Origin of the sequence: Oceanimonas aquatica (genome assembly GCF_030732065.1) — a bacterium.
Taxonomy (GTDB): Bacteria; Pseudomonadota; Gammaproteobacteria; order Enterobacterales; family Aeromonadaceae; genus Oceanimonas.
Map to the genome: position 1 here is coordinate 116933 of NZ_JAVBHX010000002.1, position 25845 is coordinate 142777.

Sequence of the window (25845 nt, forward strand, 5' to 3'; positions counted from 1 at the left end):
TCACTCCCCACTCGAAAAGGGTTCAATATGAATATCGCGCTGAAAGGCGGCAAAGGTGGCCTGATCGTAAATGCCCACGCCGACCTGAGTGACCGCCATCAGCGACAGCGCCACCGCCCGGCGCAGGGTGTCGGGCGCGTTCAACCCGTCCAGCAGGCCGGCACACAGGCCCGCCACCAGGGAGTCGCCGGCGCCCACCGTGCTGATCACCCTGACCTCAGGAACGCGGGCACGCCAGTGGCCATGAGGGCCAAACCAGACCACGCCGTCGGCACCAGCCGACACCATCACCTGCGCGATGCCGCTGGCCATCAGCTGCTCGGCACAGGTGACCAGCGCCTCGTCGTTGGTAATGGGCCGGCCCATCAGGTTTTCCAGCTCTTGCAGATTGGGCTTGATAAGATGAGGCCGGCCGCGAACGCCGGCCTTGAGCGCCTCGCCGCTGGCATCCAGCCACAGGGTTTTGCCCCGCTCCCGCCAGGTGGTGATCAGGTTTTCCAGCCAGACCGGGCTTACCCCGGGTGGCAGGCTGCCCGCCACCACCAGCACATCAAAGCCATCGGAGAGGGACTCCAGCCGGGCCTGCAGCCGGGTCCAGTCGCCCTCGCTCACCCGCAGGCCGGGCAGGTTGATGTCGGTGACCCGGCCACCGTCCTCGCTGACCTTGACGTTAATCCGGGTATCGCCGGGCAGGCGCACGAAATCGTCATGAATGCCGAGGCCCTCAAACAGGGCACAAAACGGAGCCTCGTTGTTCGCGCCGAGAAACCCACTGGCACGCGGGGCATGGCCAAGCTCCGCCAGCACCCGGGCCACGTTAATGCCCTTGCCCGCCGCTCCCAGATGGCCGGCATCGGCCAGGTTGACCTGACCGGGAGAGAGGCTGGCCAGGGACACGGTCAGATCCAGCGCCGGGTTCAGGGTCAGGGTCAGTACCTTCATGGCTGCTCTCCGATCAGGGCCCGTACCGCTTGGGCGTCCCGCGCCTCAAGGGCACGTTCGGCCAGGGTTTTGCAGTAGGCCAGGTTGCATTCCCGTACTCTGGCCTTTACCAGTGGAACCCGTTTGGGGCTGACCGACACTTCATCCACCCCCAGTCCCAGCAGCAGCGGCAACGCCTGGGGATCCGAGCCCAACTCGCCACAGACCCCTACCCATTTGCCATGGGCATGAGCGGCGGCCACCGTCATGGCCATCAGCTTCAGTACCGCCGGATGCAGGCCATCGGACAGGGCCGCCAGCTCGCCGTTGCCCCGGTCGGCGGCCAGGGTGTACTGGGTCAGGTCGTTGGTGCCGATGCTGAAAAAGTCGGCTTCAGTGGCAAACAAGGAGGCATTGAGCGCCGCGGACGGCACTTCCACCATAATGCCCACCTGCACATTGGCGGCATTCACCTCGGCCTGCACCCGATCAAACATCTTCCTGGCAAAGCGCCACTCGGACCAGTCCGCCACCATGGGAAACATGATGCGCAGGGGCCGGTCTTCGGCGGCGGTAAGCAGGGCCCTGAGCTGGGTTTCGAGCAGCTCGGGCTGCTGCCGGCAAAGACGAATGCCGCGCACGCCCAGAAAAGGGTTGTCTTCTTTGGGGACCGGCCAGTAAGGCAGCGGCTTGTCGCCCCCCACGTCCAGGGTCCGGGCCACCAGGGGCCGTCCATCGAGGGCCGAGAATGCCGCCCGGTATTCCGTTACCTGCTGTGCCAGATCCGGCGCCCGGCTGCGCCCCATAAACACAAACTCGGTACGCAGCAAGCCCACCCCTTCGGCCCCCGCCTCCACCGCGGCGGCGGTGTTGGCGGTATTCCCCAGGTTGGCGCCCACCTCCAGACGATGGCCGTCGGTGGTGACGGCAGGCTGCTCGCGGTGGGCCCAGGCCACCTCGGCCAGCTGCCGTTCCTGTTGTTGCTGCGCAGTCGCCTGCGCCAGCACGGCGGCCTCGGGATCCACATGCAGGGTGCCGGCATCGCCGTTGAGAATCACCTTAGTGCCGGTTTTCAGCCCCATCACGGCGCCGCCCATGGCCACCAGCGCGGGAATGCCCAGGGTGCGGGCCAGAATGGCGCTGTGAGACGAAGGTCCACCGCCGGCGGTAACCAGCCCCAGCACCCGTTCGGCATTCATGTTCACCACCTCGGACGGGCCTACGTCTTCTGCCACCCACACATAAGGCGTATCGGGCGGGCTGGGCAAGGGCGTATCACACAGAATGGCCATCACCCGGCGGCCGATGTCGCGAATGTCGGCGGCCCGCTCCGCCAGCATGGCATTGGGACTGGCCGCCTGGGCGGTAGCGGCGTCGTCGATTTCCGCCCACCAGGCGGCAGGCGCCGAGGCGCCCCGATGCAGCCGCGCAACGGCGCCTTCCAGCAGGGCCGGGTCGCTTAACAGCTCCCGGTGCATGGTGAGTATGTCCCGGGCCTGAGGCTCGGTGGCGGCAGCGGCGGTATCGGCCAGCTCCTCGTCGGCCCGCGCCAGAGCGGCGTTGAGCCGCCCCTCCTCGGCCCCGGCGTCGCAGGCGGTATCCGGGTAGTCAAAGCGCAGCGGCGTTTCCACATATACGGGGCCGATGGCAATGCCGGGAGCCGCCCCCACCCCACGTACTTCGGAGTTGGCCGCAATATCATGCACCGCGTGCAGGCTGCCGGACTCACAGGCCAATGGCGCCATGTCTTCTCCCAGCCCCTGGTGAACGGCCGTTTCCAGTTGCTCCAGTGCCCGGCCGGCATCGCTGCCGTCGGCGGTAAACAGTAGCTGGTGGCCCGGGCGAACGCCCAGGCCGATGAGTTTCATCAGGCTCTTGGCGTTGACCTCATGGCCGTCACCGTCCAGATTACGCACGCGAATATCGGCCTCAAACTGCTTGGCAATCTGCACCAGCATGGCCCCCGGCCGGGCATGCAGGCCCTGATGGTTGCGCACCGTCACCACCCGCTGATTGGCGGCAAGGGTGCTATCCGCATCGGGCCCCCGGCTCAATGCCCGCTGCAGTTCACCGGCATCACTCAGCCCGGCCAGGTATTCGCCTTTTCCCGCCACCAGCCAGTCGGCCAGTTGCGCCAGCAGCTGTTTATGGGCGTTGCCGTTTACCGCCAGCGCCAGCAGGGCACGCACCGGCTGACCATCATGGTCAAGGCCCGGCGTGGTGATCAGGGCTGCACTGGGCGCCTCGCCGGTTGGCGTCTGGCTCAGCCACCAGCCCTGCCCCAGGTGCAGGCAGCTGTGCTGCAGGCCCGCCAGCTGTTCATCACCGGCGTGCAGCACATCGGCGGCGGCACGCTGCAACTCGTCCAGATTACCGGCCGTTACGCCGGTGCGCATGGCCACGGCGCGCCATGCCAGCAGCGGCGCGGTTTCGTCCTCATCCACTTGCAACAGGCGCAGAATGTCGTCCTTGTGTTGCGCCTGCCGTACGCGCTCGGCCAGATCGTCCCGGGACAGGGCCCTGGCCAGCCGGCGCAGTAATTCCAGGTGCTCATCGGAGCCGGCGGCGATACCCAGCACCAGATAGGCCTTTTCGCCCTCGCCCCAGTCCACGCCCTCGGGCAGATGCAAGGCCTTGATGCCGGTTTTTTTCACCAGGTGACGGCACGCCTGCGTGCCGTGAGGAATGGCAATGCCCTGGCCCAGGTAGGTGGCGGTCTGGGCTTCCCGCTCCAGCATGCCGGCACCGTAACCGGCATCGACATTACCGTCCTGCTCCAGCCAGTCGGCCAGGGCTGAAATGACCTCGCCCTTGTCGGTCAGGGCCTGGCCCATTTTTATGTCCTGTGGGGTCAGAGAAAGCATCACATCACCTGTTTGAATGGAATACCGGCACGTCGAAGTATGTTCATTATAGGAGCCACGTCGGGAACATCTGCTTGATTACAGGCCGGATTTTGCTTGTGAATGAATGCTGTATCGTTTTGACAGAGTGAGCAAGAAGGAAAGCCCGGCAGCGTGATGAGTGCAGACCCTGTTGAGTACAGGGTGCAGCTCATGGATCACAATGCGGGTTGACGATAACGTCAGGGCTGAATTTCCTGGCCGTCCCAGGCGAACAGCCGGCCCGACTGCTCGGGAGTTACCCCATCAAGGACCGCCAGCAGATGTTGTGCCGCGGCTTCGGGGGACTGTAGCTGCCCCGTGGGCAAACCGGCACGAAAGGGCGCCGAGAGGTTGGTGGCCACCGTGCCCGGATGCAGGCCCACCACGCAGGCGGCGGGAAAACGCCGGGCCCATTCCACCCCCAGGTTTTTAATGGCCATGTTAAGCGCCGCCTTGCTGATGCGATAGCTGTACCAGCCACCGCCGCGATTGTCGCTGATGCTGCCCACCCGGGCGGAGAGCGCCGCCAACAGCAGCGGCTGACGTCGCTCCATGCGCGCCGACAACAGCCGCGCCAGCGCCAGAGTGGGCCAGGTATTGACCCGCATATGATCGAGCAGGGCTTCCTGAGTAAATTGCTCAATGCGTTTTTCCGGCTGCCACTGCTCGCTGTGCAACATGCCCACGGTATTGATCACCCGCTCCGGCAGGGGCAGTCCGGCGCAGACGGTGTTCATGGCGTCTTCGTCGGTGATGTCGAGGGCATGCCACCGCACGTCCGCCAGCTCGGGGTTGGAGCGGCTGAATACATTCACCTCGTCGCCCCGCTCAACACAGGCCGCCGCCAGCGCCCGGCCAATGCCGCCGCCCCCCATGATCCAGTAACGCATAAACACCTCCGGTTAATAACAGTCGCTATTGAGACCGTAAGAAGCGAAGTTTGGTTGCAGCCGGGTGGGAGGTGAGAGGTTTTCCGGTACCGTGCACTTTCGTCGGACAAAGCGCACTGCTGCTTCGCGTGGCGCTCCTTCCCAGCGATTTGTGACCAAAAGACAGTGTGAGGGCTGTTCGTTTATGGCTTTGAACTCTGTGCCCATTCACTCAAAGGCTGATACCACTGGGTAAAGAGTTCGCCCTCGGTGGCGGGGGCCGTGACCTCAATACGCTCGCCTTGCCAGTCAAAGGCCAGTTGCCAGGCGTGCAGGTAGCCCCGATCGGCCGCAGTGCCGCCGTAGCGGGCGTCGCCCAGTATGGGGCAACCCAAACTCTTCAGCGCCACTCGCAGCTGATGCGTGCGCCCGGTGTGAGGATGCAGCACAAAGCCTCTCAGGCCCGGGGTCAGCGAGGTGCTGTAAAACTGAGTGATGGCGAGGTTGTTCTGGTTGCGGGTCAGCTTCCAGCTGCCGTTACGGGCCTTTTCCATGCCGCCCTTGACCCAGCCCTGCTTTTTGGCGGGTTTGCGATCACTGAGCGCCAGGTAACACTTGCCGGTGGTGCGCTCGGCAAACTGGCCGCTGAGCATTCGGTTGGCCTCGGGGTGGCGGGCCAGCAACAGGGCGCCCGTGGTCATTTTGTCGAGCCGGTGCACCGGATAAAGCGGCTGGTTCAGTTGCTCACTGAGCAGGCGCACCAGACCGGGTTCATCCCCTTGCTGATGCATGCCAATGCCGGCGGGCTTGTTGATGACAACAAAGTCGGGGTGGTCGAGCACAATGTTCATGGCGAACTCCGGCGTGAGCGTGAGCGAAAGAATCCAATGCAAAAAGCCCGCTGCAAATGCAGCGGGCTTTTTGGTGTCTGGCGGAGGAGGTGGGATTTGAACCCACGGTAGGCTATTAACCTACGCCGGTTTTCAAGACCGGTGCATTCAACCACTCTGCCACCCCTCCTGACGGGCGCCAATACTACTGAGGCCGGCAAACCTTGTAAACCGTTAAATGCCGTCTACGGTTCAAATGAACAAGAAACCGCCACCCCGGCACACAAGCGCGAAACACAATACTCGACAACCGGGTCATATTATGTCCAGAATAGAGTAAATTCATTCGAGTCAATTTGAGTCAGATACGTAAGGAGTCTGGATCATGCGTTACAACAACACCCTTTCACGTACTCAGAGCGGTGCGCTGGAAACCAACAAGGTACTGCGCAATACCTATATGCTGCTGGGCATGACCTTGGTGGTGGCCGCCCTGTCTGCCGGGGTGAGTGCCATGCTGAACCTGCCCCACCCGGGCCTGATTATTACCCTGGTCGGCTTTTACGGCCTGATGTTTCTGACCGAGCGTAACCGCAACAGCGGCCTGGGCCTGCTGTTTATTTTCGCCTTTACCGCCTTTACCGGCTACACCATAGGGCCCATTCTCAACTATTACCTGAGCACCAGCTCCGGTACCGAGACCGTGATGCTCGCCCTGGGAGGCACCGCCCTCACCTTCCTGTCGCTGTCTGCCTATGTGCTGACCACCAAGAAGGACATGTCTTTCCTGGGCGGCATGATGATGGCCGGTTTCGTGGTGATCCTGGTGGGCTTTGTGGCCAATATCTTCCTGGCCCTGCCGGCCCTGAGCCTGGCCCTGAGCGCCCTGTTCATTCTGTTCTCGTCCGGTGCCATCCTGATGCAGACCAGCGCCATCATTCACGGCGGCGAGCAAAATTACATCTCCGCCACCGTGACCCTGTATGTGTCCATCTTCAATATCTTCCTGAGCCTGCTGCAGCTGCTGGGCATGAGCCGCGACTAAGCTGGCAAAACACCATAGGGGCGGCCTTGAGCCGCCCTTTTTTGTGCCCGCGGTAGCGGTGTTTCGGTATCATGGCAGCAAGCCCCCGATTTAACGAGACACACCATGCCCCCTGCCAGCCAGTGGCTGAGACGCATTTTTACCGACAGCCATTTTTTCTTCGCCCTCAAGGTGCTGCTTGCCATGGCCAGCTTGCTGCTGGCCGGCTGGTGGCTGGAGCAAGTGCCGGCAGCGGTCACCCTCTGCCTGGGTGCCATGGCCGGTGCCCTGAGCGAAACCGATCAACCCCCGGCCCGGCGGCTGGGCCAGATGCTGCTGGGACTGGTGTGCTTTTTTGTGGCCATTACCGGGGTCACCGCCCTGATCGATAGCCCCTGGCTGTTTGGCCCGGTACTGGTGATCACTACCTTCGGGTTGATCCTGGCCGGGGCCTGGGGCCAGGCCGCCGGCAAACTCGGTTTTGGTACCCTGCTGGTGTCCATTTACGCCATGCAGGGCCACGCCGACAGCCCCGGGTTCTGGTATCAGCCCCTGTTGCTCACCGCCGGCGCTGCCTGGTACGGACTCTGTTCATGGCTGGTGCTGCTGGCCTGGCCCTACAAACCGGTACACGAGCAGCTGGCCCAGTGTTATTTTGCGCTGTCCCGCTACCTGCTGGCCAAATCCCGCTTCTTTGACAGCCCGGAAGAGCTGCACCGGGGCCTGCGCCATGAGCTGGCTCAGCTCAATATTCAGCTGGTCAACAGTCTGGAGCTGAGCAAGCAGATACTGAACCGCCGCCTGAGCGGCAATACCAAAGACCCCGAGCTCGCCCGGTTGCTGGAACTGCATTTACTGGTGCAGAGCATGCATGAACGGGCCGCCTCCAGCCACTATTCCTACCGCCAGCTCAATCATGCCCTGGATAAGGCCGAGGTACTGGCCGGCTACCAGGTGCTGCTGGAAGAGCTGGGCGAGGCCTGTTACCGGCTGGGTCTGGCCATTCTCACTCACCATCCCTACCGCCCCGGCAGACGCATTGCCTGGGAGTTGTCGGCGCTCAGGGATCAGCTCGACTACAGCCATCTGCGCCGTCACTACTCCCCCGAGCTGATGAGCCCGCTGCGTTTTCTCACCCGCAACATGGAACACGTACATCGGGCGCTGTTGCAGGCAGAGCGGCTGACTGCGGACGACGGCCATCAGGCAGCGGTATCGCAGGCCGAGCTGGCCCGCCCGGCACCCCAGGGCGTAGGCGAGCGACTGCGCGCCCTGCTGACGCCCAACGCCATTCTGTTTCGCCACGGCGTGCGACTGAGTGTCTGCTTTGCCCTGGGCTACGGACTGATCACGGCCCTGGAGCTGGAGCGGGGCTACTGGATATTGCTGACCATACTGTTTGTATGCCAGCCCAGCTTTAGCGCCACCCGCCAGCGCCTGACCGAGCGGACCATCGGTACCCTGGCCGGCATCGCCGCCGGCGCCCCCCTGCTGTGGCTGTTTCCGTCGGTGGAAAGCCAGCTGGTGATCCTGCTGCTCTGCGCCTTTGTATTTTTTACTCAGGTCAGGGTGCACTACAGCTGGGCGGTCTGCTTCATTACCCTGTTTGTATTACTGGCTTTTAACCTGCACGGCGCCGGGCAGGCGCCCGTTTTGCTGCCGCGCCTGCTCGACACTCTGGCCGGCTGTGCACTGGCGTTTGTTACCGTATGGTGTATCTGGCCCGACTGGCAGCGCCGCCACCTGCCCCGGCTGCTGGCGGATGCCATGGAAGCCAATGCCGCCTACCTGAATGCCATCAGCCACCAGGACGGTCTTCAGGATCATGAAACCCTGCCCTACCGCATTGCCCGCAAGCGTGCCCACCTGGCCGACAACCAGCTGGCCCAGGCCTGGCAGAATATTCGGGTAGAGCCGGTATCGACTCACTGGCTCAACCTGTGCTTTGAAATCGCCTACCGCAATCATGCGCTCTTGTCTTACCTGTCCGCCCTGGGCGTGCACCGTCGGCAGGGACTGACACTGCCCGCCTCCTTTGTGACCGGTCTGAACGAGCGACTGTGCGCCGCCGCCGACGCCCTGCGCCGGGAGCAGCCCCTGACGGAGCAGCCGCCGCTGCCGGCCATGACCACCGATGGCGAGGACGAGTGGCAAATTCTCACTCGCCAGCTGCACAACAACATGGCCTTGCTGGTCAATGATCTTTACCAGCTGGCCGGGGGCGTGGGCCGGGATGCACAAGGAGCGCAGCTTGGGTAAAATATGCGGGCAACCGAGGAGAGCCCATGTTTGAATTTGAAGGCCGCCCCATCGACACCGATGCCCAGGGCTATCTGAAAAACCATCTGGACTGGCAGCCGGCCATGGCCGAGCGGCTGGCCGAAGAAGAAGGTATTACGCTGACGGCCGAGCACCGGGAGGTGATCCAGTTTGTGCGGGCGTTTTATCTGAAATACAACACCTCGCCGGCCATTCGGGCCCTGGTCAAGGCCATGGCCAAGGAGCTGGGGGAAGACAAGGGAAACAGCCGTTATCTTTACCGGCTGTTTCCCAAGGGGCCGGCCAAACAGGCCACCAAGCTGGCAGGCCTGCCCAAACCGGTGAAGTGTATTTAAGGCAAAAAAATTCCGGCTTTCGCCGGAATTTTTATTTGGCCATCACACGGCCCTTGAGACCGGTAAGGCGCTCCAGTGCCGCCAGTTGCTGTTCCAGACGGGGTTTGGCATCGGGGCCGACCCACACCCGGTTTAGCTGCCCCTGACGCGGCACCGACGGCGTGGTCTGTACCCGGTAGCCCGCCGCCTGCAGCTTTTTCACCAGGGCATTGACGTTGTCCGCATTGCGAAATGCCCCCAGCTGGACGATAAAATCGCCACCGGTCGGCTGCACCGCAGGAGCAGGTTCGGGGGCGGGAGCCACCGGCTTAACCTCGGGTGCCGGCTCTGGTTTGGGGGCCGGCACCGTGACTACTTGCGGCTCGGGTTGCGGCGGCTCGGGAGGCGCTTCCCTTACCGTTTCCAGGCTCCAGTTTTCGGCGCTGGCGGCCGGCTCAGCCGTAGCCTCGGGCATGGCCGGTGCCGGCCGTGGGGGCTCCAGCTCGGGGCGCAACGGAATGCTGACGGCCTCATCCGGCATGGGTGGCTGCTTGCCATCCAGCAGGTCAGGCAGAAAAATCACGCCCAGCGCCACCAGCAATATGGTGCCCACCAGGCGATGCTGAAATTGGGTTGCCATCTCAGTTCTCCCCTTGTTGAGCGCCGTGCCAGGCCAGGGCCTCGGCCACGGTAAAGAAGGAGCCAAACACCAGCACCCTGTCCTGCGGCCCGGCGGCCTCGCGGGCCGCCAGCAGGGCTTCGGTGACCGAAGCAAAATGCGGCTCGGCCCCCAGCTGCTTTGCCAACATCACGCCCTCGGCCCCTCTGGGACCACTCAGGGTCGCCGGGTACCAGTGCTCCACCAGAGGCAACAGCGGCGCCAGGGTGGCGGCGATGTCCTTGTCCTTGAGCATGCCCACCACGGCATGAATCGTGCCCTCGCCCTGCTGCAACCGGGAAGCCAGATAGGCCGCCGATTCGGGATTGTGGGCCACGTCCACCCAGAGGTTGGGCTCGAGCTGCTGCAAGCGGCCGGCGAGCCGGGCCTCGCGCAGGCCGGTGGCAATGGCATCAAAAGACAGCGTAAAGGGCGAGGCAGCCAGGGTGGCCAGAGCCGTGGCGGCGTTCATCAACGGCAGGGCTGGCACCGGCAGCTGTTCGAGCGCCAGGCCCGATCCGTTAAAGGACCAGGTGTCACCCTGTTGCTGCCAGTGAAAATCCCTGCCGCTGAACGCCACCGGGGTACCCAGCCTGCCGGCCTGCTCGCCAATGCTCGCAGGCGGGTTGAGATCGCCGCACACCGCCGGCTTGCCCGGACGCAGAATGCCCGCCTTTTCAAAACCGATAACCTCGCGGTCGTCGCCCAGCCAGTCGGTATGATCGAGGGCAATGGTGGTGATCACCGCCTGATCCGAGTCCACCACATTGGTGGCATCGAGCCGGCCGCCCAGGCCCACTTCCAGCAGCACCACGTCGGGCCGCAGGGCCCGGAACAGCCAGAGTGCGGCCAGGGTACCGAACTCGAAATAGGTGAGCGCTGTATCGCCCCGGGCCGCGTCCACGGCCGCAAAGGCCTCACAAAAGGCTCGTTCATCGGGGAAATGGCCGTTGATACGTACCCGCTCCCGGTAATCGAGCAGATGAGGCGAGGAATAGACGCCCACCGTGTGACCGCCGGCACGCAACATGCTTTCAAGCAGGGCACAGGTGGTGCCCTTGCCGTTGGTGCCACCCACGGTGATCACATGGGACGGCAGGCTCAGCAAGCCAAGCCGGCCGGCCACATGCTGCATGCGCTCCAGGCCCAGCTCGATATGGGCCATGTTCAGGCCTTCCAGCACGGTCAGCCAGTCGGCCAGCGAGCGGTCCGGGGCGGTGGATGCGGGGCTTTGCATCAGATGTCCAGCGGCTCCTGGTTCATCAGCTTGCCAATCAGGCCGGCCAGCCGGTCACGCATTTCGCGGCGATTGATGATCATGTCGATGGCGCCATGCTCCAGCAGGAATTCGCTGCGCTGAAAGCCTTCCGGCAGCTTTTCACGCACGGTCTGCTCAATTACACGGGGGCCGGCAAAGCCGATCAGGGCCTTGGGCTCACCCACGTTGACGTCGCCCAGCATCGCCAGACTGGCGGACACACCGCCCATGGTGGGATCGGTGAGCACGGAAATGTAGGGCAGGCCGGCTTCGGACAGACGATTCAGGGCCGCGCTGGTCTTGGCCATCTGCATCAGGGAGAACAGGGCTTCCTGCATGCGGGCACCGCCGGAGGCGGAAAAACACACCAGGGCACGGTTTTCTTCCAGGCAGGCTTCCACCGCCTTGACGAAACGGGCACCCACCACGGAGGCCATGGAGCCGCCCATAAAGGAAAATTCAAAGGAGCAGGCCACCACCGGCAGGCCGCGCAGGGTGCCCTTCATCACCACAATGGCGTCTTTTTCATTACTGTTCTTCTGGGCCGCACTGATGCGATCCTTGTAGCGCTTGGAGTCCTTGAACTTGAGAATGTCCTGCGGCTCCAGCTCACCGCCCAGCTCTTCGCGACCGTCCTGATCCAGGAACTTGTCGAGGCGGTTACGGGCGCTGATGCGCATGTGGTGGTCGCACTTGGGGCAGACTTCCAGGTTACGCTCAAGCTCGGCACGGTACAGCACCTGCTCGCACTGGGTGCACTTGGTCCAGACTCCTTCCGGAATATTGTGACGGCGAACGCCGATGTTCTTGTTCTTGGGGAGAATTTTCTCAAGCCAGCTCATGGAAATCCTTAATCATTGTTCGTGGTTGTCACGCAGCGGTCATTAAATCATATATCCGGCTGCGGGTTGATAAAAATTAAGGCCGCAGGTCAGAGCCTGCCGCCTGTCACAATTGGTCCGGCAGCCACAAGGGGCCGGGAATGGTCACGGGCAGGCCAAACTCGTCCGGGTAATCCACCCCCACCAGGTATAGCCCCCCCGCCTTGGCGGTCACTCCGGCCAGGTTGCGATCCCGGCCTTCCAGCACTTCCCTGACCCAGGCGCCGTCGGCCTCACCCATGCCCACCTTGAGCAGGGTGCCGGTAATGTTGCGCACCATGTGGTGCAGAAAGGCATTGGCCTTGATATCGAGCACAATATAGTGGCCAAAGCGCTGCACGTTAAGGTGCATGATGTTGCGAAACGGGCTTTTCGACTGGCACTGCACGGCACGAAAGGCACTGAAGTCGCGTTCACCCAGCAGACACTGACCGGCCTCGTGCATGCGGTCGGCGTCGATATGGCCGGCGTAGTGGCTGACGCCGGCGCCGTGAATGGCCGGCCGCATGTTGTGATTGAAAATAATGTAGCGATAACGACGGGCGGTGGCGCTGAAACGGGCATGAAACTCGTCGGGCACCGCCTTCACCCAGCGCACCGCGATGTCCGGGGGCAGGTTGGCGTTCATCCCTAAGGTCCAGGCGCCGTCGGGACGGGTTGCATGGGTGTCGAAATGCACCACCTGGCCGGTGCCGTGCACGCCGGCGTCGGTACGGCCGGCGCATTGCACTTCTACCGGGTGATCGGCAATTTTTGAAAGGGCTTTTTCCACCTCTTCCTGGACACTGGGGACCTCCCGCTGCCGTTGCCAGCCGTAATAGCGGCTGCCGTCATACTCTATGCCAAGGGCGATGCGCATATTCAGTTCCAAGAAAAAAAAGGAGGGCAATTATACCCGTTGCCACGGCAAAATGAAGAACCGGCCGCAAGAGCGGCCGGTGGGCATGGCATGCAAAATGGCAAGATGCGTGCTCAGCGCTTGCCAAGCCGTTGCAACAGCTTGCGGGCATCGTTCTGCTGCTGCTCATTGCCTTTTTCCAGGGCCTCGTTGAGCAGTTCCCGGGCACTGTCGAGATCATCAATTTCGATATAGGCCCGGGCCAGATCCAGCTTGGCGCCCATGCCGCCTTCGTCCAGATCGATATCCACTTCCTGGCCGTTACCCAGCAGTTCGGCGTAATCGTCCAGCTCGTGGCGGGCGACCGGCTCGCGTTCGCCCAGAAAAGACGAAGACTCATCGGGACCCGCCGCGGCAGGCTCGGCGCTTTGCTCCGCCATGGAATCGGCCAGCACATCATCAAAGCGGCTGGAGAGATCCTCGTCAAAAGCCCCCTGTTCCGCCAGAGACACCGGCTCTTCGGCCGCGTCTGTCTGCGGGGTCGCCTCTTCCGGGGCGTCCAGATCAAACAGGCTGTCGTCAAATGCCAGATCGGCCTCGCCGCTGTTATTGCCAAACAGCGGTTGATCCGGCGTCTCGTCAAGGGACAGATCCGCATTCGGGTTATTGACCGCATCGTCAAACAGCACATCATCGGCATCGGCCGTCGCCTGCGCATTGGCACCGGCGGCTTCATCATCAAACAGCAACTCGTCGACATCGGCGGTCGGCTGCGCATTGGCGCCGGCGGCTTCGTCATCAAACAGCAGCTCGTCGGCATCCGCGGCCGGCTGCGGGTTGGCGCCGGCGGCTTCGTCATCAAACAGCAGCTCGTCGGGATCCGCGGCCGGCTGCGGGTTGGCGCCGGCGGCTTCGTCGTCAAACAACAGCTCGTCGGGATCCGCGGCCGGCTGTGCATTGGTGCCGGCGGCCTCGTCGTCAAACAGGATATCTTCATCAGAAGGCTCGGCCTTGGCCTGATCATCAAACAGGGCCTCGTCGAGCGCCACTTCGGCGGCGGCCGGCTCGGCGTCTTCCTGCTCCTGACGTTCCTGCTCTTCCAGGAAACGGGCAAAGGCATCTTCATCTATTTCCACCTCTTCCTCGGCGGTTGCCGTCGGTGGTACCTCGTCCACCGCACTGAGCTCGGTGGCGAAGAGATCGTCAAAGTCGTTTTGCTCGTCTTCCATCATCAGCTGGGAAGAATCCGCGTCCTGCTCGGCCATGTCTTCCCTGAGCCGTTTGCGCCACCACAGGGTGAACAAGGCCAGCAGCAACAGGGCCGGCAGGGTCAGCAACAGGGCCAGATTAAGGGGTTGCTCGAGCAGCTGGCTGAACCAGCCGCCCCGCTCGACGGCGGCATTGGCCTCGGGTGTGGCCTGCTGGGCGCGCACCATTTTCAATTCGTTGACTTCGGCGGTGAGCTGACCCAGCCGGCGGCGCAGGGCCTGGTTGTTGTCGGCCAGTTGCGCCAGTTGTTCGTTGGACATGGCCACCTGCTCACGCAGCTCATCCAGCAGCCGGGCCTGCAGGCGCTCCAGTGCCGCCTGTTCGGCCCGTTCCGGGCCGGTGGCAGGTACCGGTGGCGCAGGGTCGGTTTGCGCGGTCTCGGGCTCGGGGCGGGAAACGGGCGCCGGGGCCGGTCTGGCCGCCCGGGGCTCGCTCAGGCCGGGCGCCTGAGCCACGTTTTCCGGGGGTGTTGCCGGCGTTGGTGCCACCTCGGGCGCCGGCTCGGGCTTGGGCTCGGCGGCGGGAGGGGTCACCGGCGCCGGCTCGGCTTTCACCGCCGGCGGCGTTGCCACTGCCGGGGCCGGTGAGGGTTGCGGCGTGTCGGGCGCACGGACAGCAGGCCGGGCCGGTGCCTGAGTGACGCTGCGGTTACCCTGGCGGCTCAGGCGGCGAAACTCGTTCTCGGCTTCCCGGGGAGTTCGTTGCCGGGCCTGACTCAGGGTCGGCAACCGCAACATGGCGCCCCGTTGCAAATAATTGATGTTGCCCCGCACAAAGGCGGTCGGGTTGAGGTAATACAGCGCCACCATGGTCTGCTGCACCGTTGCCGGCGCCCGTGTGTGCCGGGCCGCGATGGACCAGAGGGTGTCGGTGGAGGTAATGGGACCGTAGCGACTGGCCTGAACCGGAGCCGGTTGCTCGGGCGCTGCCGGGCTTAGCGCGGCCGGAGTGTCCGGGCCTCTCAACTCGATATAAAACTCCTGTGCCGTGGCCGACAGGGTACAGGACAGCCACAGGGCCAGCACGGAATAAAGCGGTGGTCGGCGTGTTCTCATTATGTCGTTGGTATCCCTTGTTTTGCCCCGAGACCGGCATTCACCGCCGCCCGGCTGACCATGGCACCAGTGTAGAAAAAAAGAGTCCCAATAGGAACTTGTCTATTGGCACGTCGAATACATGCTTATCGGCCGCCGGCGCTCAGGCTTTAAATCCCAGGGCTTCTGCCCCCTCGCTGACGCCCCGCCACTGCAGCGAGCCCAGCTCCCGGCGCTCTGAATAGTCCTTGCGCAGCCGGTCAAAAAAGCCAGGCTCACCCGAGGCCAGGCCGTGCCGAAAATCGCGATCATCCCGTTCGATGTCGTAAACCAGCCGTACCAGCCGCTCCAGCAGGGCCTGATCGGGTGTGTCATTCAGGTGAACGGAGGCCACCGCCGGAGGCGGCAACAACTCGGCCAGGGTATGATGCTCCGGTTGCCCGCCATGGGCGCACAGCGCCCGGTACAGGGCAAAGGTGCCCCTGGCCTTGCCTTCCAGACTGTAACCGGCAATGTGCGGCGTGGCGATCAGCACATGGGGCACCAGCTCGGCCAGCACGGCCGGCTCATGCTCCCACACATCCATCACCAGGGTCAGCGGCTGCTCGCCCTGCTGACGTTCCAGCAGCGCCTGATTATTCCAGACATCGCCCCGGCAGGCATTGATCAGCACCTGATTTTCACGCAACCGCTTTATCCGCTCCCGGCTCAGCAAATGATGGGTGGCATAAGGACCTTGGTGAGTGATGGGCACATGAAAACTGACAATGTCGGCGGTGAGGGCGTCATCATAATCGACCAGCCCGGACAGACCGGCCTCGGCCAGTAGCGGGTCGCAGCGCAACACCCGCATGCCCAGGCCCTCGGCCCGGCGCGCTACCTCACTGCCGGTGTTGCCGGCCCCGACCACCGCCAGGGTCTTGCCCGCCAGCCGCCAGCCTTTATGGCTGGCCACCCGCAGCAGCGCCGCCAGCATATAGTCCCCCACCGCCACCTTGTTGCAGCCGGGGGCGCTGGCAAAGGTAATGCCGCGCCGTGCCAGCAGGCCAGTGTCGACATGGTCGCAGCCAATGGTGGCGGTGCCGACAAAACTCAGCCGGTTGGCCTCGCTCAGCAGGGTCTCATCCACGCGGGTGACGGAACGGACTAGCAGGGCATCGATGTCACGCAACTCCACCGGGTTCAGTGCCCGTCCCGGGCGGGTGATCACCTCGGCCCGGCCGGCAAACAGCTCGCGCACAAAGGGCATGTTTTCATCGGCCAGCACTTTCATCGCTATCTCCTTGTTATAACGGCCACTAGTGTACTCCGACTTGAGCCGGTGTTCACTGCCGCCGTGGTCGGCTTTCTGCTAGACTGCCGGCCTTGCCGTTGTCGAGGTTCACCATGACTCTGCGTTTGTTGATAGTTGTATCCTTGTTGCTGATTTTTCCCGTGGCCCTGGCGAGCCTGGCCTGGCACTGGCAGTGGTACTGGTTTCCGCTGCTGGACTTGCATGAGCCACCAGCCCTGCTGGCCTACGGCCTGACCCTCACCGTGGGCAAACTGGGTATCGGCCTGACTCTGCTGGCATTGAGCATGCTCATCCTGCATCGCTGGCGTCGGCAGCCCGGCCAGTTGCTGGTGTTCTTTTTCTGCCTGTTTGCCGCACTGGGCGGCGCCTTTGTCACCAAAACCGTGGCCAAGGCCTATTTCAAGGAGCCCAGACCCTATGTGCTCTGGCTGGTACAGCAGGGCAAGCTGGCCGACAGTACCAGTTTTTATGCCAATACCGAGACAGTGCGCGAAGCACAGCTGGCCCAAAGCCTGGTCAAGGTGAACGACGCCCAGATACCCGGCTGGCTGAAACACCACTGGCAGGAAGAGGTCAACTACTCCTTTCCGTCCGGTCATTCCATTGCGGCCATGACCATTGCCGGCTTTTTCTGTCTGCTGCTGGGGTATCGCCGCCAGCCCGTCTGGCACATGGCGGCCCCGGCCGGCTGGGCGGTGGCGGTGTGTTACTCGCGCCTGCTGCTCGGCCTGAACTGGCCGGCGGATATTCTCGCCAGCAGCGTGCTGGGACTGCTGTTTGGCGGTGCCGGCGCCTGGGGATTTGTGGTACTGGACCGGCGATTGGCCGATTGACTCATATATGCGAAGAATCAGCGCGGTTGCACTACGCCGACACGCTTCCAGCCCATTCTTGGGGCGCTCGAAGATGCCATCCATGGCATTTAATGGTCGGCTCCGGCAATCCCCACTGCTACTTCGAGTAATTTCGGCATTGTCTGCGTGCTGCCAGTCAGCGCCGAGCGTGCTTAGGAGGGCAAAGGGTGTCTGCTTCGCCGTGCCCTTTGCGCCAGGGCCGAAAATTGCTCCTGCATTTTCGGCATTCCCGCCATCCATGGCGGTCAGATGCGCAATGGAGCATACATGGGGCGAGCTTGCTCGCCGTAACGAAATGTTTCAAGCCGACCGAACATTCAGTATGTTCGCAGCGGTTTGAAACATTGAGTGGCATGTCATCACGGCGTGCCGGAGAAGCAGTGCCCTTTGACCGACGACGGTGCACGGTGTATGAATTCAAGTAATAAAAAAAGCGCCCTGAGGCGCTTTGTTATTTGATTACCGGGCGGTTCAGGCCTTGTACTTGCTGAACACCAGGCTGGCGTTGGTGCCGCCAAAGCCAAAGCTGTTGGACATGACGGTGTCCAGCTCGGCTTCTTTGCACTCGGTAACGATGGGCAGGTTCTGGGCCTTTTCGTCCAGCTCGGTAATGTTGATGCTGGGGGCGATAAAGCCATGCTCCAGCATCAGCAGAGAGTAAACGGCCTCGTGCACACCGGCAGCACCCAGGGCATGGCCGGTCATGGCCTTGGTGGCAGAGATGTAGGGAGCATTGTCGCCAAACAGGCTGTTGATGGCTTCCAGCTCTTTCACATCACCGACCGGGGTGGAGGTGCCGTGGGTATTGATGTACTGCACCGCGTGAGGTGCCGTGGCCATGGCCTGTTTCATGCAGCGCACGGCGCCTTCGCCGGACGGAGCAACCATGTCGTAGCCGTCGGAAGTGGCACCGTAACCGGTGATTTCGGCATAGATATGGGCACCGCGGGCCAGCGCATGCTCCAGCTCTTCCACCACCACAATGCCACCGCCACCGGAGATAACAAAACCGTCACGGCCGGCATCGTAGGTGCGGGAAGCCAGCTCGGGGGTGTCGTTATATTTGCTGGACAGCGCACCCATGGCGTCAAACTGCAGGGCCAGGGTCCAGTCCACTTCTTCACCGCCGCCGGCAAAGACGATGTCCTGCTTGCCCAGCTGAATTTGCTCCAGGGCATGACCGATGCAATGCGCGGACGTGGCACAGGCGGAGCTGATGGTGTAGTTGATGCCCTTGATCTTGAAGGGAGTGGCCAGACAGGCAGAGGTGGTGGACGACATGGTACGCGGTACCATGTAGGGGCCTACGCGACGCACGCCTTTTTCCCGCAGAATATCGCAGGCTTCAATCTGGTTCTTGGAGGATGCGCCGCCGGAGCCGGTGACCAGACCGGTACGTTCGTTCGACACCTGGGATTCGTCCAGACCGGCGTCGGCAATGGCCTGCTCCATGGACAGATAGGCAAACGCGGCAGCGTCGCCCATAAAGCGCATCACTTTACGATCGATGTGTTCGGACGGGTTCAGCTTGATGTCGCCCCATACCTGGCTGCGCAGCTTGTGATCGGCAAACTGCTGGGAAAAGGTAATGCCGGAACGGCCGGCCTTGAGCGACTCAAGTACCTCTTCCTTGTTGTTGCCTATGCTGGAGACCACACCGATACCGGTAATGACTGCTCTTCTCATCTATCGTTCCTACTGTTTCGATTTGGTGCCAATTCTAACCACAAAGCATGGTCAAACTGGTCAGCTTTCACATAAAATGACCGTTTTTGCGGCCCCGGAGCGACAAGTGTCACACCGTTTTATTACCACAGCCCGTCTCGACTGGAATGACCAGGGAACCCCGGTCGCCACCGCCTTTGACGATGTCTATTTTTCCAACGACAACGGCCTGGCCGAAACCCGTTACGTGTTTCTTGGTAACAACGGCCTGCCACAACGCTTTGCCGACCACGATCGTGAGCTGTTCGTGGTGGCCGAAACCGGCTTCGGGACCGGCCTGAATTTTCTGGCAACCTGGAAGGCCTTTACCGACTACAAACGGCATCATCCTCAGGGTAAAACACGCCGGCTGCACTTTATCAGCGTGGAGAAATATCCCCTCTCCCGCGATGATCTGCAACTCGCCCTGCGCCAATGGCCAGAGCTTACCATTTTAAGCGAACATATGTTAGCTGAATATCCGGTACTGGTTGATGGCTGTCACAGATTACAGCTTGCAGAGGATGTCTGTCTGGATTTGTGGCTGGGTGACGTGGCCGAGGTGCTGCCACAGATGGATGCGGGCCTGTCCGGCCGAGTGGATGCCTGGTTTCTGGATGGCTTTGCCCCGGGCAAAAACCCGGAGATGTGGACGCCCGAGCTGTTTGCCCAGCTCGCCCGGCTGGCCCGCAACGGTGCCACCCTGGCCACCTTTACCGCTGCCGGTTTCGTCCGCCGGGGGCTGATTGAAGCGGGCTTTGATGTGAAACGGGTCAAGGGCTTTGGCCGCAAGCGGGAAATGCTGGCCGGTTTCCGCCGCACCGATACCCGTGCCCCCTGCCCGGCGCCCTGGTACTGGCGCCGGCCGGGCCAGGGTAAACATACCCTGATCGTCGGCGCCGGGGTGGCCGGCGCCGCCCTGGCCCGCACCCTTGCCCGCCGTGGCCAGCGAGTGACCCTGGTGGAACAGCAAGGCGCTCCCGCCCGGGGAGCCTCCGGCAATCGCCAGGGCGCCATTTACCCGCTGCTGAACGGCGATCACGACATCCTCAGCCAGTTTTACCTGCCCGCCTTTCTGTATGGCCGGCGCGAGCTGGAGCAGCTGGTACAGCGCCAGCCCTTTGCCCATGACTGGTGCGGGGTGGTGCAGCTGGCCCACGACGACAAAAGCGGCAACAAAATCGACAAGCTGGTTGCCGGCGCCTTTCCGTCCGAGCTGGTGCAGCCGTTGTCTGACGAGGAAGTGAATGACACAACCGGCATTGAGGCCAACCTGAGCGGCGTGGCCTACCCCCTGGGGGGCTGGGTCTGCCCCTTTGAGCTCACCGCCGCCCTGCTGGCGGACGCCGGTGATATTGAGTGCCATTTCAATACCACCGTCACCGGCCTGGCACGCCACCCTGAAGGCTGGCGTGTACAGGCACGGAGCGAAACCGGTGAGCGGGAATTGGCCGCCGACCATGTGGTACTGGCCAATGGCCATGCCCTGACCGCCCTTGAACAAACTCAGGGGCTGGCACTCTATCCGGTACGTGGCCAGGTCAATCACCAGCCCACCACGCCGGCACTGGAATACCTCAACACCGTGGTCTGTTATGAAGGCTACCTCACCCCCGCCTGGCAGGGGCTGCATTGCGTGGGTGCCAGCTACGACCGGCGCGACGACCAGCTCGACTACCGTGAAGCAGACGAAACCGATAATCTGGCCAAGCTGCAGGCTACCCTGCCCGCGCTGGGGGAGCTGAACGCCAGCCCGGGCGAAGGCCGGGTGGGCATTCGCGCCGCCTGCCGGGACCACCTGCCCCTGGCCGGCGCCGCCCCCGACAGAGCCTCTCAGCTGGCCGATTACACCGACATGCCAAAGCGGGCCGGCCAGGCCTTTCCCCTGGCCGACGATCATGCCGGCCTGTATGTACTGTCGGGACTGGGCTCCCGGGGCATGTGCTCGGCCCCCCTGCTGGCGGAGCTGCTGGCTTCCCAGCTGCTGAATGAGCCCCTGCCTCTGGGTCGTGATGTGCTGGATGCGCTGAACCCCAACCGCCACTGGCTGCGTAAATTACTGAAGGGAAAACCCGCAACTTAAAGCTGGAAATTTTGTGGGCCCGGTTTTAACCGGGAAAAGGTGAATCACAATGAAATTTGCCCCGTTTGCAACCGCGTTAAAACAGGGCCTACACGGGCTATTGCGCGGGGCGAATAAGACCGAGCTGGCGGCCGAAGTCCTGCTCGCGCTGGAAGTCTTTCAGCAGGGTCTGAGCAATACCGAGCTGGTGGTAGCCCACGTTGTCGGCCACCCGGTGCAGTTGCAGACAATCGGCCTGGGGGGCGATGTCAAACAGGGAGCGCTCCAGCCAGTCGGCGGCCAGCAGGGCGCGCTCACGCACCAGCCGCTCATAGGCGGTGAGCGCCAGCCGGTAGTTCTGCCATTCGGGGGTTTGCGGCCATTCCAGCGGCTCGGTCACGGTGGCGGTCAGTGACACCAGCACCTGGGATGGCACACAACCGTCTTCCACCAGCTCGCCGCTCAGCTGCCACGACATGCGGTAATCCACATCCGCCAGGTTGGGCTGCAGCGCCGACGAGCCGTACACGTCTACCGTTTGCCGGGCCTTCAGCTCCATGGCGCCAAAGGCCGGCATGGCCAGCAATGTAAGCAACGCACAAGAAACCACTTTCACAACTTATCTCCCGGTAACGGCGCCTGGCGCTATGCCCTGATTATAAACCCGCCGCCGCCTCAAGTCATTTGAGTCTATGGTCGAAAAGCCCGCAATTGGCGGTGATCGCGCCTTCACCCGCCTGACAAGCACACCGCGGCTCTATATAGTGCAATCAAGCATGACTGGTTGGAGCGCTGCATGATCACAGCCTATACCCTGAACGGAAAATCACTCGACATTCATCCCCTTAGCCTGAGCGACAAGATTCCCGACAACACCCTGTGGCTGGACATACACAAGCCCGACGAGCAGGAACAGAGCTGGATGAAGCAACTGTTCGTGGAAGAGGTGCCCGAGCTCGATGAGCTGGACGACATCGAGGCCTCGGCCCGCTTTTACCGGGACAAGGACGGCCTGCACATTCATTCCCTGTTTCCCCAGCGCATGGGCAAGGAGATCGACGGCATCAACGTGCTGTTCACCCTGCGCAACAACATGCTGATCAGTTTCAGGGAAGACGATCTCGGCCTGATGCGGCTGCTGCGCCATTACATGCGTCAGGACCGGCTGGAAGTGGAAGATGCCCCGGATCTGCTGCTGGAAATCTTTCAGCTCAAGATCGAATACATCTCGGATCTGATTGAAGACGGCTACAAGACCCTGGAAGACACCGCCAAGGAAGTGCTGCAGGTGGAAGACCTGCGCGAGACCATGTCGAACCTGATGCACCAGGAAGACGGCAACGGCCATGTGCGCCTGGCCCTGTACGATACCCGTCGGGCCCTGCGCTTTATGCGCCGGACCCTGCGCAAACAGGCCACTGACGAGCAGCGCAAATGGATTGACGAGTTGCTGTACGACATCGAGTCGCTGCTGCCTCACACCCAGTTTCTGTTCGACAAGATCAACTTTCAGCTGGAAGCGGCCATGGGCTTTACCAGCCTGGAGCAGAGCAAGGTGATCAAGATCTTCTCGGTGGCCGCCGTGGTGTTCCTGCCCCCGACCCTTATCGCCAGTATCTACGGCATGAACTTTGCCTTTATGCCCGAACTGGCGCTGAAATATGGCTATCCAATGTCGCTGGTGCTGATGCTGTTGTCCGCCTGCGGCACCTATTACTTCTTTAAGCGAAAAGGCTGGCTGTGAGCTTGAGGGATTAGGGATTAGGGATTAGGGGGAAGAGCTTAATACGGCTCCTCGAATCCCCATTCCCCATTCCCAACTCCCTATCGTTAACCGTGGTAAAAACGGCGGCCGTGCTCGTGGCGGCGGCCGGCGCTGAACGCCGATACCCGTTTGAGATAGCCGATCACGCGGGTGGCATGATCGATATTTTCACTGCCGCACTCCATGCACTGCCAGTCGGTGTGCTTGCTGATATGGCCGCAGTCGTTACACAGGGTGCTGCGTACATTCACGGTAAAGTAATGACAGCCGGTTTGGGCAGCGATGCGATAAAGCTGTAAATACCCCGCCGCCGACAGGTGCTCATCCAGATTCAGGTGCAGGGCCGAGCCGCCGTCCAGATATTGCACCAGCTCGCTGCCGTGCAGCACAAACTTGTCGAGCATCTGAGTGTCGTCGTCTTCCACCACATAAAAGTAGGAGTTGTAACAGTCCCGCGGCACCGCATAGCCCTCGGCTCTGTCCCACTTGGCGTTTTTCACTCCCAGGTTCTCAGCGGGCACAAACTCGGTATTGAACAAATAGCCGTATTCCTGTCGTGCTTCCCGGTTGGCGTCATAAATCACTTTCAGCCGCGCCCGCACAAAGGCCCGGTAATCGGCGTTGTTACCGGCGCAAATGCCCCGGGATTCCGCCGCTTCCACCATGCCGTTCACTCCAATGGTCAGAAATTGCTTGTCGAGGCTGATAAAGCCGGCGTCGTACACGGTCAGCAGCCCCTGTTGCTGAAACTCCTCCATCAGCCGGCGGTAGGCCACCTGATAGCGCTGAATTTTTTGCACCTCGGTACGCAGATCCCGGCCATCCTGCTCCAGCCGGTTCATGTTCAGGGTGATCACGTTGATGGAGCCGGTGGCCACGCCCCCGGCCCCCAGGGTGTAGGAAAAGGTATTGTCGGTCATTTCGTTGCGCAGCCGGCAGCAGGACGCCAAGGAGTCGGCGCTGTCCGACATATACACAAAAAAGCTGTTGCCCCGGCTCATTTCCCCGGCGCACAGGGCGGCAAAGTCGTCATCGGCGGGGGCACCGTTTTTGGTGAGCATGGCGGCGGTCACCACCGGAAAGGTCAGCACCGCCTTGCGCCGCTCTTCGTTAAACCAGTTGAGAAAGTGTGCCTGCAGCAGGCGTACCGAGTCGGCTTTGGGCGCACTGCCATCGGGAAACACAAAGTGCTCGAACAGGCTGGCAAAATAGTCCCGGTCAAACAGGGAGATATTCCAGAACACGCTCTGATAGCCCCGGGCCGCCGCCGGCTGGTTAATGGCATATACCACGTGCTGCAGATGATTGTTAATGGCTTCAGCCTGGGTGGTCAGGTAGTCATCGCCGTAATCCCGCCGGGCGAAATAATCGAAGTAGGTCAGAAACTCCACCGTGGCCACGGCGCCGGCGAACTGGCTGCTGACCGCAAACACCAGATTGACGAAGGCACCGCAGAAGGATTCCAGATGTCGGGGCGCCCGGCTCTCTCCGCCCAGCCGGGTGAGGCCGTCCAGCAGAAACGGATACATGGTCATGGACACGCAATAGGGCTTGAGGCTGGTTTCGTCATGCACATAAATTTCGTGGGCCTCAATCTGGCGTTCATACTCCGCCGCCAGCGCGTCACCGAACAGTTCGGCAATCTTGTTTTTCACCAAGCCCCGGTTCACCTGCACAAAGAAATCCTTCATCAGTTCGGCTTCGGCGGTGGCGATGTTCTTGTGGGTGACGTTAGCGTTGGGATCCATACTGGAGCCATCGGCGGCATTGGCTGCCATCATGTAGCGATGAAAACTGTCCAGCTTAGCAGTCAGCTGCTCCGGGTGCAGACGAATCATGGTGCTCTCCGAAAATGGTGGTTAAGCGACTCGCCGGTGCTCAGGCAGCGCAGTCGCTGGTTAGTATGAGGAGAATCGAGTCCGCCGAGGTTCGCCCGCCAGGGGCCGGTTTTCAGGTAATCCAGCTCCGCCATCAGCAGGCCCGGAATCCGTTCGCGGCCGGTATAAAGACAGGTTTTCAGACCCCGCCTGCGGCAGTGGCGCAGCAGCGCCAGCAGGCCGTGGCGATCCCATTCTCCACCAAAAAACAACACACAGCTCACCAGCCCGTTATAGTGTGCCAACCATTGTTCCAGCCGCGCTTCGGTCAGTGGCGTGCCCGCATTCGGGTTCCAGCTGTCCTGGCTGTGGCAACCCGGGCAGGCCAGGGGACAACCGGTGATCAGCCAGGCCAGACTGACTTCTCCCGGCACTTCCTGCAACACCACACGGGGGTCAAAGGCATTCAGCATAACGACACTCGAATCACTATATGTTGTGTGTATATGCTAGATCGATACACAACATATTGTAACGGTGTGGTTGGGTGATTTGCGCTTTCACTGATCTGGATCAGCTTTGTGTAACGGTCGCTGCAATTGGCCTCGGGGCCGGCTTTGTGTTATCACAACCGGTAACTTCACCAACAAGGAATGGCATGAAAAACAAGTGCATGGCGGTGCTGCTGGCAGCCCTGGGGCTGGCCGGCTGCGATAACAATGAGGTGGGTGATGTATCCCTGGGGCTGTTCACCACCAAGGACATCAAAATCGAGGTACTGACGGATCCGGAGGTGCCCGGCGTGACCTGCCACATGTCCAACATAGTGGCGGATCTGGATCTGGCCGATCCGTCCGACATGTCCATCAGCTGTCGCCAGACCGGCGAGATCACCCCGGCCATGCTGGCTCACATCGACCGTTCCAAAAGCGGCGACATCGTGTTCAAAAAATCCAAGAGCATCTTTCTCAAGAGCCTGAAAATTCGGCGCATCTTTGATGAAACCAGTCAGAGCCTGCTCTATATCGCCTACAGCACCAAGGAAACCAGCGGCAGCTACAAACACTCCATGTCGACGGTACCCTTGTGGGGCACGGCGGCCTATCAGGCACCAGGCAAGCCCTGAGTCTAAGGCAGACAGCAAGCAGACAACGCCGGTGTTGCCCGAAGCAGCAGTGGGGATTGCCGGAGCCGACCATAAAATGCCATGGATGGCATTTTCGAGCGTTACAAGGAAGTACTCGAAGCGTGTCGGCGGAGTGCAACTGCGCTGATGCTTCGCGTTGCG

Annotated in this window: 21 protein-coding genes and 1 tRNA gene; 7 read left to right on the top strand and 15 right to left on the bottom strand. The window is 62.0% G+C overall.

Annotated features, from left to right (window positions below; genetic code table 11):
* From pfkB to Q9290_RS03695, 5 genes are all read right to left on the bottom strand, one after another.
* Positions 1-942, bottom strand: coding sequence for a 1-phosphofructokinase (pfkB, locus tag Q9290_RS03675; RefSeq protein WP_306078289.1), 942 nt, complete (start codon positions 940-942; stop codon positions 1-3).
* Positions 939-3755, bottom strand: coding sequence for a phosphoenolpyruvate--protein phosphotransferase (gene ptsP / locus Q9290_RS03680; protein WP_371930889.1), 2817 nt, complete (start codon positions 3753-3755; stop codon positions 939-941). The genes pfkB and ptsP overlap by 4 nt, the downstream gene beginning before the upstream one ends.
* 251 nt (positions 3756-4006) lie before the next feature.
* Complete coding sequence (locus Q9290_RS03685) at positions 4007-4696, bottom strand: SDR family NAD(P)-dependent oxidoreductase (RefSeq protein WP_306078291.1); 690 nt, start codon at positions 4694-4696, stop codon at positions 4007-4009.
* A gap of 182 nt (positions 4697-4878) precedes the next feature.
* Positions 4879-5526: a TIGR01621 family pseudouridine synthase gene (locus Q9290_RS03690; RefSeq protein WP_306078292.1), complete on the bottom strand. Its 648-nt coding sequence runs from the start codon at positions 5524-5526 to the stop codon at positions 4879-4881.
* A 78-nt stretch (positions 5527-5604) separates the two neighbouring features.
* Positions 5605-5695 (bottom strand) — tRNA-Ser (locus Q9290_RS03695).
* A gap of 195 nt (positions 5696-5890) precedes the next feature.
* Between Q9290_RS03695 and Q9290_RS03700 the strand changes: the two genes are divergently transcribed.
* The 3 genes from Q9290_RS03700 to Q9290_RS03710 all read left to right on the top strand — a co-directional run bounded on the left by Q9290_RS03700 (position 5891) and on the right by Q9290_RS03710 (position 9144).
* Positions 5891-6550 carry a Bax inhibitor-1/YccA family protein gene (locus Q9290_RS03700; protein ID WP_306078293.1) on the top strand — a complete coding sequence of 220 codons (660 nt, stop codon included), beginning with the start codon at positions 5891-5893 and terminating at the stop codon, positions 6548-6550.
* Positions 6551-6655: 105 nt separating this feature from the next.
* Positions 6656-8788 carry a YccS family putative transporter gene (yccS, locus tag Q9290_RS03705; protein WP_306078294.1) on the top strand — a complete coding sequence of 711 codons (2133 nt, stop codon included), beginning with the start codon at positions 6656-6658 and terminating at the stop codon, positions 8786-8788.
* 26 nt (positions 8789-8814) lie between these two features.
* Positions 8815-9144: a TusE/DsrC/DsvC family sulfur relay protein gene (locus tag Q9290_RS03710; protein WP_306078295.1), complete on the top strand. Its 330-nt coding sequence runs from the start codon at positions 8815-8817 to the stop codon at positions 9142-9144.
* A 31-nt stretch (positions 9145-9175) separates the two neighbouring features.
* Here Q9290_RS03710 and dedD read toward each other — a convergent pair whose 3' ends face one another.
* From dedD to Q9290_RS03740, 6 genes are all read right to left on the bottom strand, one after another.
* Positions 9176-9763: a cell division protein DedD gene (gene dedD / locus Q9290_RS03715; protein WP_306078296.1), complete on the bottom strand. Its 588-nt coding sequence runs from the start codon at positions 9761-9763 to the stop codon at positions 9176-9178.
* A gap of 1 nt (position 9764) precedes the next feature.
* A complete protein-coding gene (folC, locus tag Q9290_RS03720; protein ID WP_306078297.1) occupies positions 9765-11018 on the bottom strand; it encodes a bifunctional tetrahydrofolate synthase/dihydrofolate synthase in 1254 nt (417 codons plus the stop codon).
* Entirely contained in the window at positions 11018-11881 is an 864-nt protein-coding gene (accD, locus tag Q9290_RS03725) for an acetyl-CoA carboxylase, carboxyltransferase subunit beta (RefSeq protein ID WP_306078298.1), read from the bottom strand. Before accD ends, folC begins: the two co-directional genes overlap by 1 nt.
* A gap of 106 nt (positions 11882-11987) precedes the next feature.
* Positions 11988-12779 carry a tRNA pseudouridine(38-40) synthase TruA gene (gene truA, locus Q9290_RS03730; RefSeq protein ID WP_306078299.1) on the bottom strand — a complete coding sequence of 264 codons (792 nt, stop codon included), beginning with the start codon at positions 12777-12779 and terminating at the stop codon, positions 11988-11990.
* 113 nt (positions 12780-12892) lie between these two features.
* On the bottom strand, positions 12893-15082 hold the full coding sequence (locus tag Q9290_RS03735) for a FimV/HubP family polar landmark protein (protein WP_306078300.1): 2190 nt from the start codon (positions 15080-15082) through the stop codon (positions 12893-12895).
* A 142-nt stretch (positions 15083-15224) separates the two neighbouring features.
* On the bottom strand, positions 15225-16334 hold the full coding sequence (locus tag Q9290_RS03740; RefSeq protein ID WP_306078301.1) for a 4-phosphoerythronate dehydrogenase: 1110 nt from the start codon (positions 16332-16334) through the stop codon (positions 15225-15227).
* A gap of 113 nt (positions 16335-16447) precedes the next feature.
* Between Q9290_RS03740 and Q9290_RS03745 the strand changes: the two genes are divergently transcribed.
* On the top strand, positions 16448-17188 hold the full coding sequence (locus Q9290_RS03745; RefSeq protein WP_306078302.1) for a phosphatase PAP2 family protein: 741 nt from the start codon (positions 16448-16450) through the stop codon (positions 17186-17188).
* A 492-nt stretch (positions 17189-17680) separates the two neighbouring features.
* On the opposite strand, the gene fabB is transcribed toward Q9290_RS03745, so the two are convergent.
* The gene (gene fabB / locus Q9290_RS03750) at positions 17681-18895 is read right to left on the bottom strand and encodes a beta-ketoacyl-ACP synthase I (protein ID WP_306078303.1); all 1215 of its coding nucleotides are present in this window, start codon (positions 18893-18895) and stop codon (positions 17681-17683) included.
* Positions 18896-19001: 106 nt separating this feature from the next.
* On the opposite strand from fabB, the gene mnmC reads away from it, so the two are divergent.
* Positions 19002-20996 carry a bifunctional tRNA (5-methylaminomethyl-2-thiouridine)(34)-methyltransferase MnmC2/FAD-dependent 5-carboxymethylaminomethyl-2-thiouridine(34) oxidoreductase MnmC1 gene (mnmC, locus tag Q9290_RS03755; RefSeq protein WP_371930890.1) on the top strand — a complete coding sequence of 665 codons (1995 nt, stop codon included), beginning with the start codon at positions 19002-19004 and terminating at the stop codon, positions 20994-20996.
* 97 nt (positions 20997-21093) lie between these two features.
* On the opposite strand, the gene Q9290_RS03760 is transcribed toward mnmC, so the two are convergent.
* The gene (locus tag Q9290_RS03760) at positions 21094-21591 is read right to left on the bottom strand and encodes a DUF922 domain-containing protein (RefSeq protein WP_306078305.1); all 498 of its coding nucleotides are present in this window, start codon (positions 21589-21591) and stop codon (positions 21094-21096) included.
* Positions 21592-21771: 180 nt separating this feature from the next.
* Here Q9290_RS03760 and corA point away from each other — a divergent pair, with 180 nt between their 5' ends.
* The gene (gene corA / locus Q9290_RS03765) at positions 21772-22719 is read left to right on the top strand and encodes a magnesium/cobalt transporter CorA (protein ID WP_306078306.1); all 948 of its coding nucleotides are present in this window, start codon (positions 21772-21774) and stop codon (positions 22717-22719) included.
* 86 nt (positions 22720-22805) lie between these two features.
* Here the strand turns inward: corA and nrdD are convergent, their stop codons facing one another.
* Together nrdD and nrdG are read right to left on the bottom strand one after the other, a co-directional pair.
* Positions 22806-24578 (bottom strand): anaerobic ribonucleoside-triphosphate reductase, encoded by a 1773-nt coding sequence (gene nrdD / locus Q9290_RS03770; RefSeq protein ID WP_306078307.1) that lies wholly within the window; start codon positions 24576-24578, stop codon positions 22806-22808.
* Positions 24575-25030 (bottom strand): anaerobic ribonucleoside-triphosphate reductase activating protein, encoded by a 456-nt coding sequence (gene nrdG / locus Q9290_RS03775; protein ID WP_306078308.1) that lies wholly within the window; start codon positions 25028-25030, stop codon positions 24575-24577. Before nrdG ends, nrdD begins: the two co-directional genes overlap by 4 nt.
* A gap of 185 nt (positions 25031-25215) precedes the next feature.
* Between nrdG and Q9290_RS03780 the strand changes: the two genes are divergently transcribed.
* On the top strand, positions 25216-25683 hold the full coding sequence (locus Q9290_RS03780; protein WP_306078309.1) for a CreA family protein: 468 nt from the start codon (positions 25216-25218) through the stop codon (positions 25681-25683).
* Positions 25684-25845: the final 162 nt, after the last annotated feature.

Excerpts from the sequence above, each read along its gene's own strand:
- pfkB (WP_306078289.1), bottom strand. The coding sequence starts at position 942 with ATGAAGGTACTGACCCTGACCCTGAACCCGGCGCTGGATCTGACCGTG.
- ptsP (WP_371930889.1), bottom strand. The coding sequence starts at position 3,755 with ATGGGCCAGGCCCTGACCGACAAGGGCGAGGTCATTTCAGCCCTGGCC.
- Q9290_RS03685 (WP_306078291.1), bottom strand. The coding sequence starts at position 4,696 with ATGCGTTACTGGATCATGGGGGGCGGCGGCATTGGCCGGGCGCTGGCG.
- Q9290_RS03690 (WP_306078292.1), bottom strand. The coding sequence starts at position 5,526 with ATGAACATTGTGCTCGACCACCCCGACTTTGTTGTCATCAACAAGCCC.
- Q9290_RS03700 (WP_306078293.1), top strand. The coding sequence starts at position 5,891 with ATGCGTTACAACAACACCCTTTCACGTACTCAGAGCGGTGCGCTGGAA.
- yccS (WP_306078294.1), top strand. The coding sequence starts at position 6,656 with ATGCCCCCTGCCAGCCAGTGGCTGAGACGCATTTTTACCGACAGCCAT.
- Q9290_RS03710 (WP_306078295.1), top strand. The coding sequence starts at position 8,815 with ATGTTTGAATTTGAAGGCCGCCCCATCGACACCGATGCCCAGGGCTAT.
- dedD (WP_306078296.1), bottom strand. The coding sequence starts at position 9,763 with ATGGCAACCCAATTTCAGCATCGCCTGGTGGGCACCATATTGCTGGTG.
- folC (WP_306078297.1), bottom strand. The coding sequence starts at position 11,018 with ATGCAAAGCCCCGCATCCACCGCCCCGGACCGCTCGCTGGCCGACTGG.
- accD (WP_306078298.1), bottom strand. The coding sequence starts at position 11,881 with ATGAGCTGGCTTGAGAAAATTCTCCCCAAGAACAAGAACATCGGCGTT.
- truA (WP_306078299.1), bottom strand. The coding sequence starts at position 12,779 with ATGCGCATCGCCCTTGGCATAGAGTATGACGGCAGCCGCTATTACGGC.
- Q9290_RS03735 (WP_306078300.1), bottom strand. The coding sequence starts at position 15,082 with ATGAGAACACGCCGACCACCGCTTTATTCCGTGCTGGCCCTGTGGCTG.
- Q9290_RS03740 (WP_306078301.1), bottom strand. The coding sequence starts at position 16,334 with ATGAAAGTGCTGGCCGATGAAAACATGCCCTTTGTGCGCGAGCTGTTT.
- Q9290_RS03745 (WP_306078302.1), top strand. The coding sequence starts at position 16,448 with ATGACTCTGCGTTTGTTGATAGTTGTATCCTTGTTGCTGATTTTTCCC.
- fabB (WP_306078303.1), bottom strand. The coding sequence starts at position 18,895 with ATGAGAAGAGCAGTCATTACCGGTATCGGTGTGGTCTCCAGCATAGGC.
- corA (WP_306078306.1), top strand. The coding sequence starts at position 21,772 with ATGATCACAGCCTATACCCTGAACGGAAAATCACTCGACATTCATCCC.
- nrdD (WP_306078307.1), bottom strand. The coding sequence starts at position 24,578 with ATGATTCGTCTGCACCCGGAGCAGCTGACTGCTAAGCTGGACAGTTTT.
- nrdG (WP_306078308.1), bottom strand. The coding sequence starts at position 25,030 with ATGCTGAATGCCTTTGACCCCCGTGTGGTGTTGCAGGAAGTGCCGGGA.
- Q9290_RS03780 (WP_306078309.1), top strand. The coding sequence starts at position 25,216 with ATGAAAAACAAGTGCATGGCGGTGCTGCTGGCAGCCCTGGGGCTGGCC.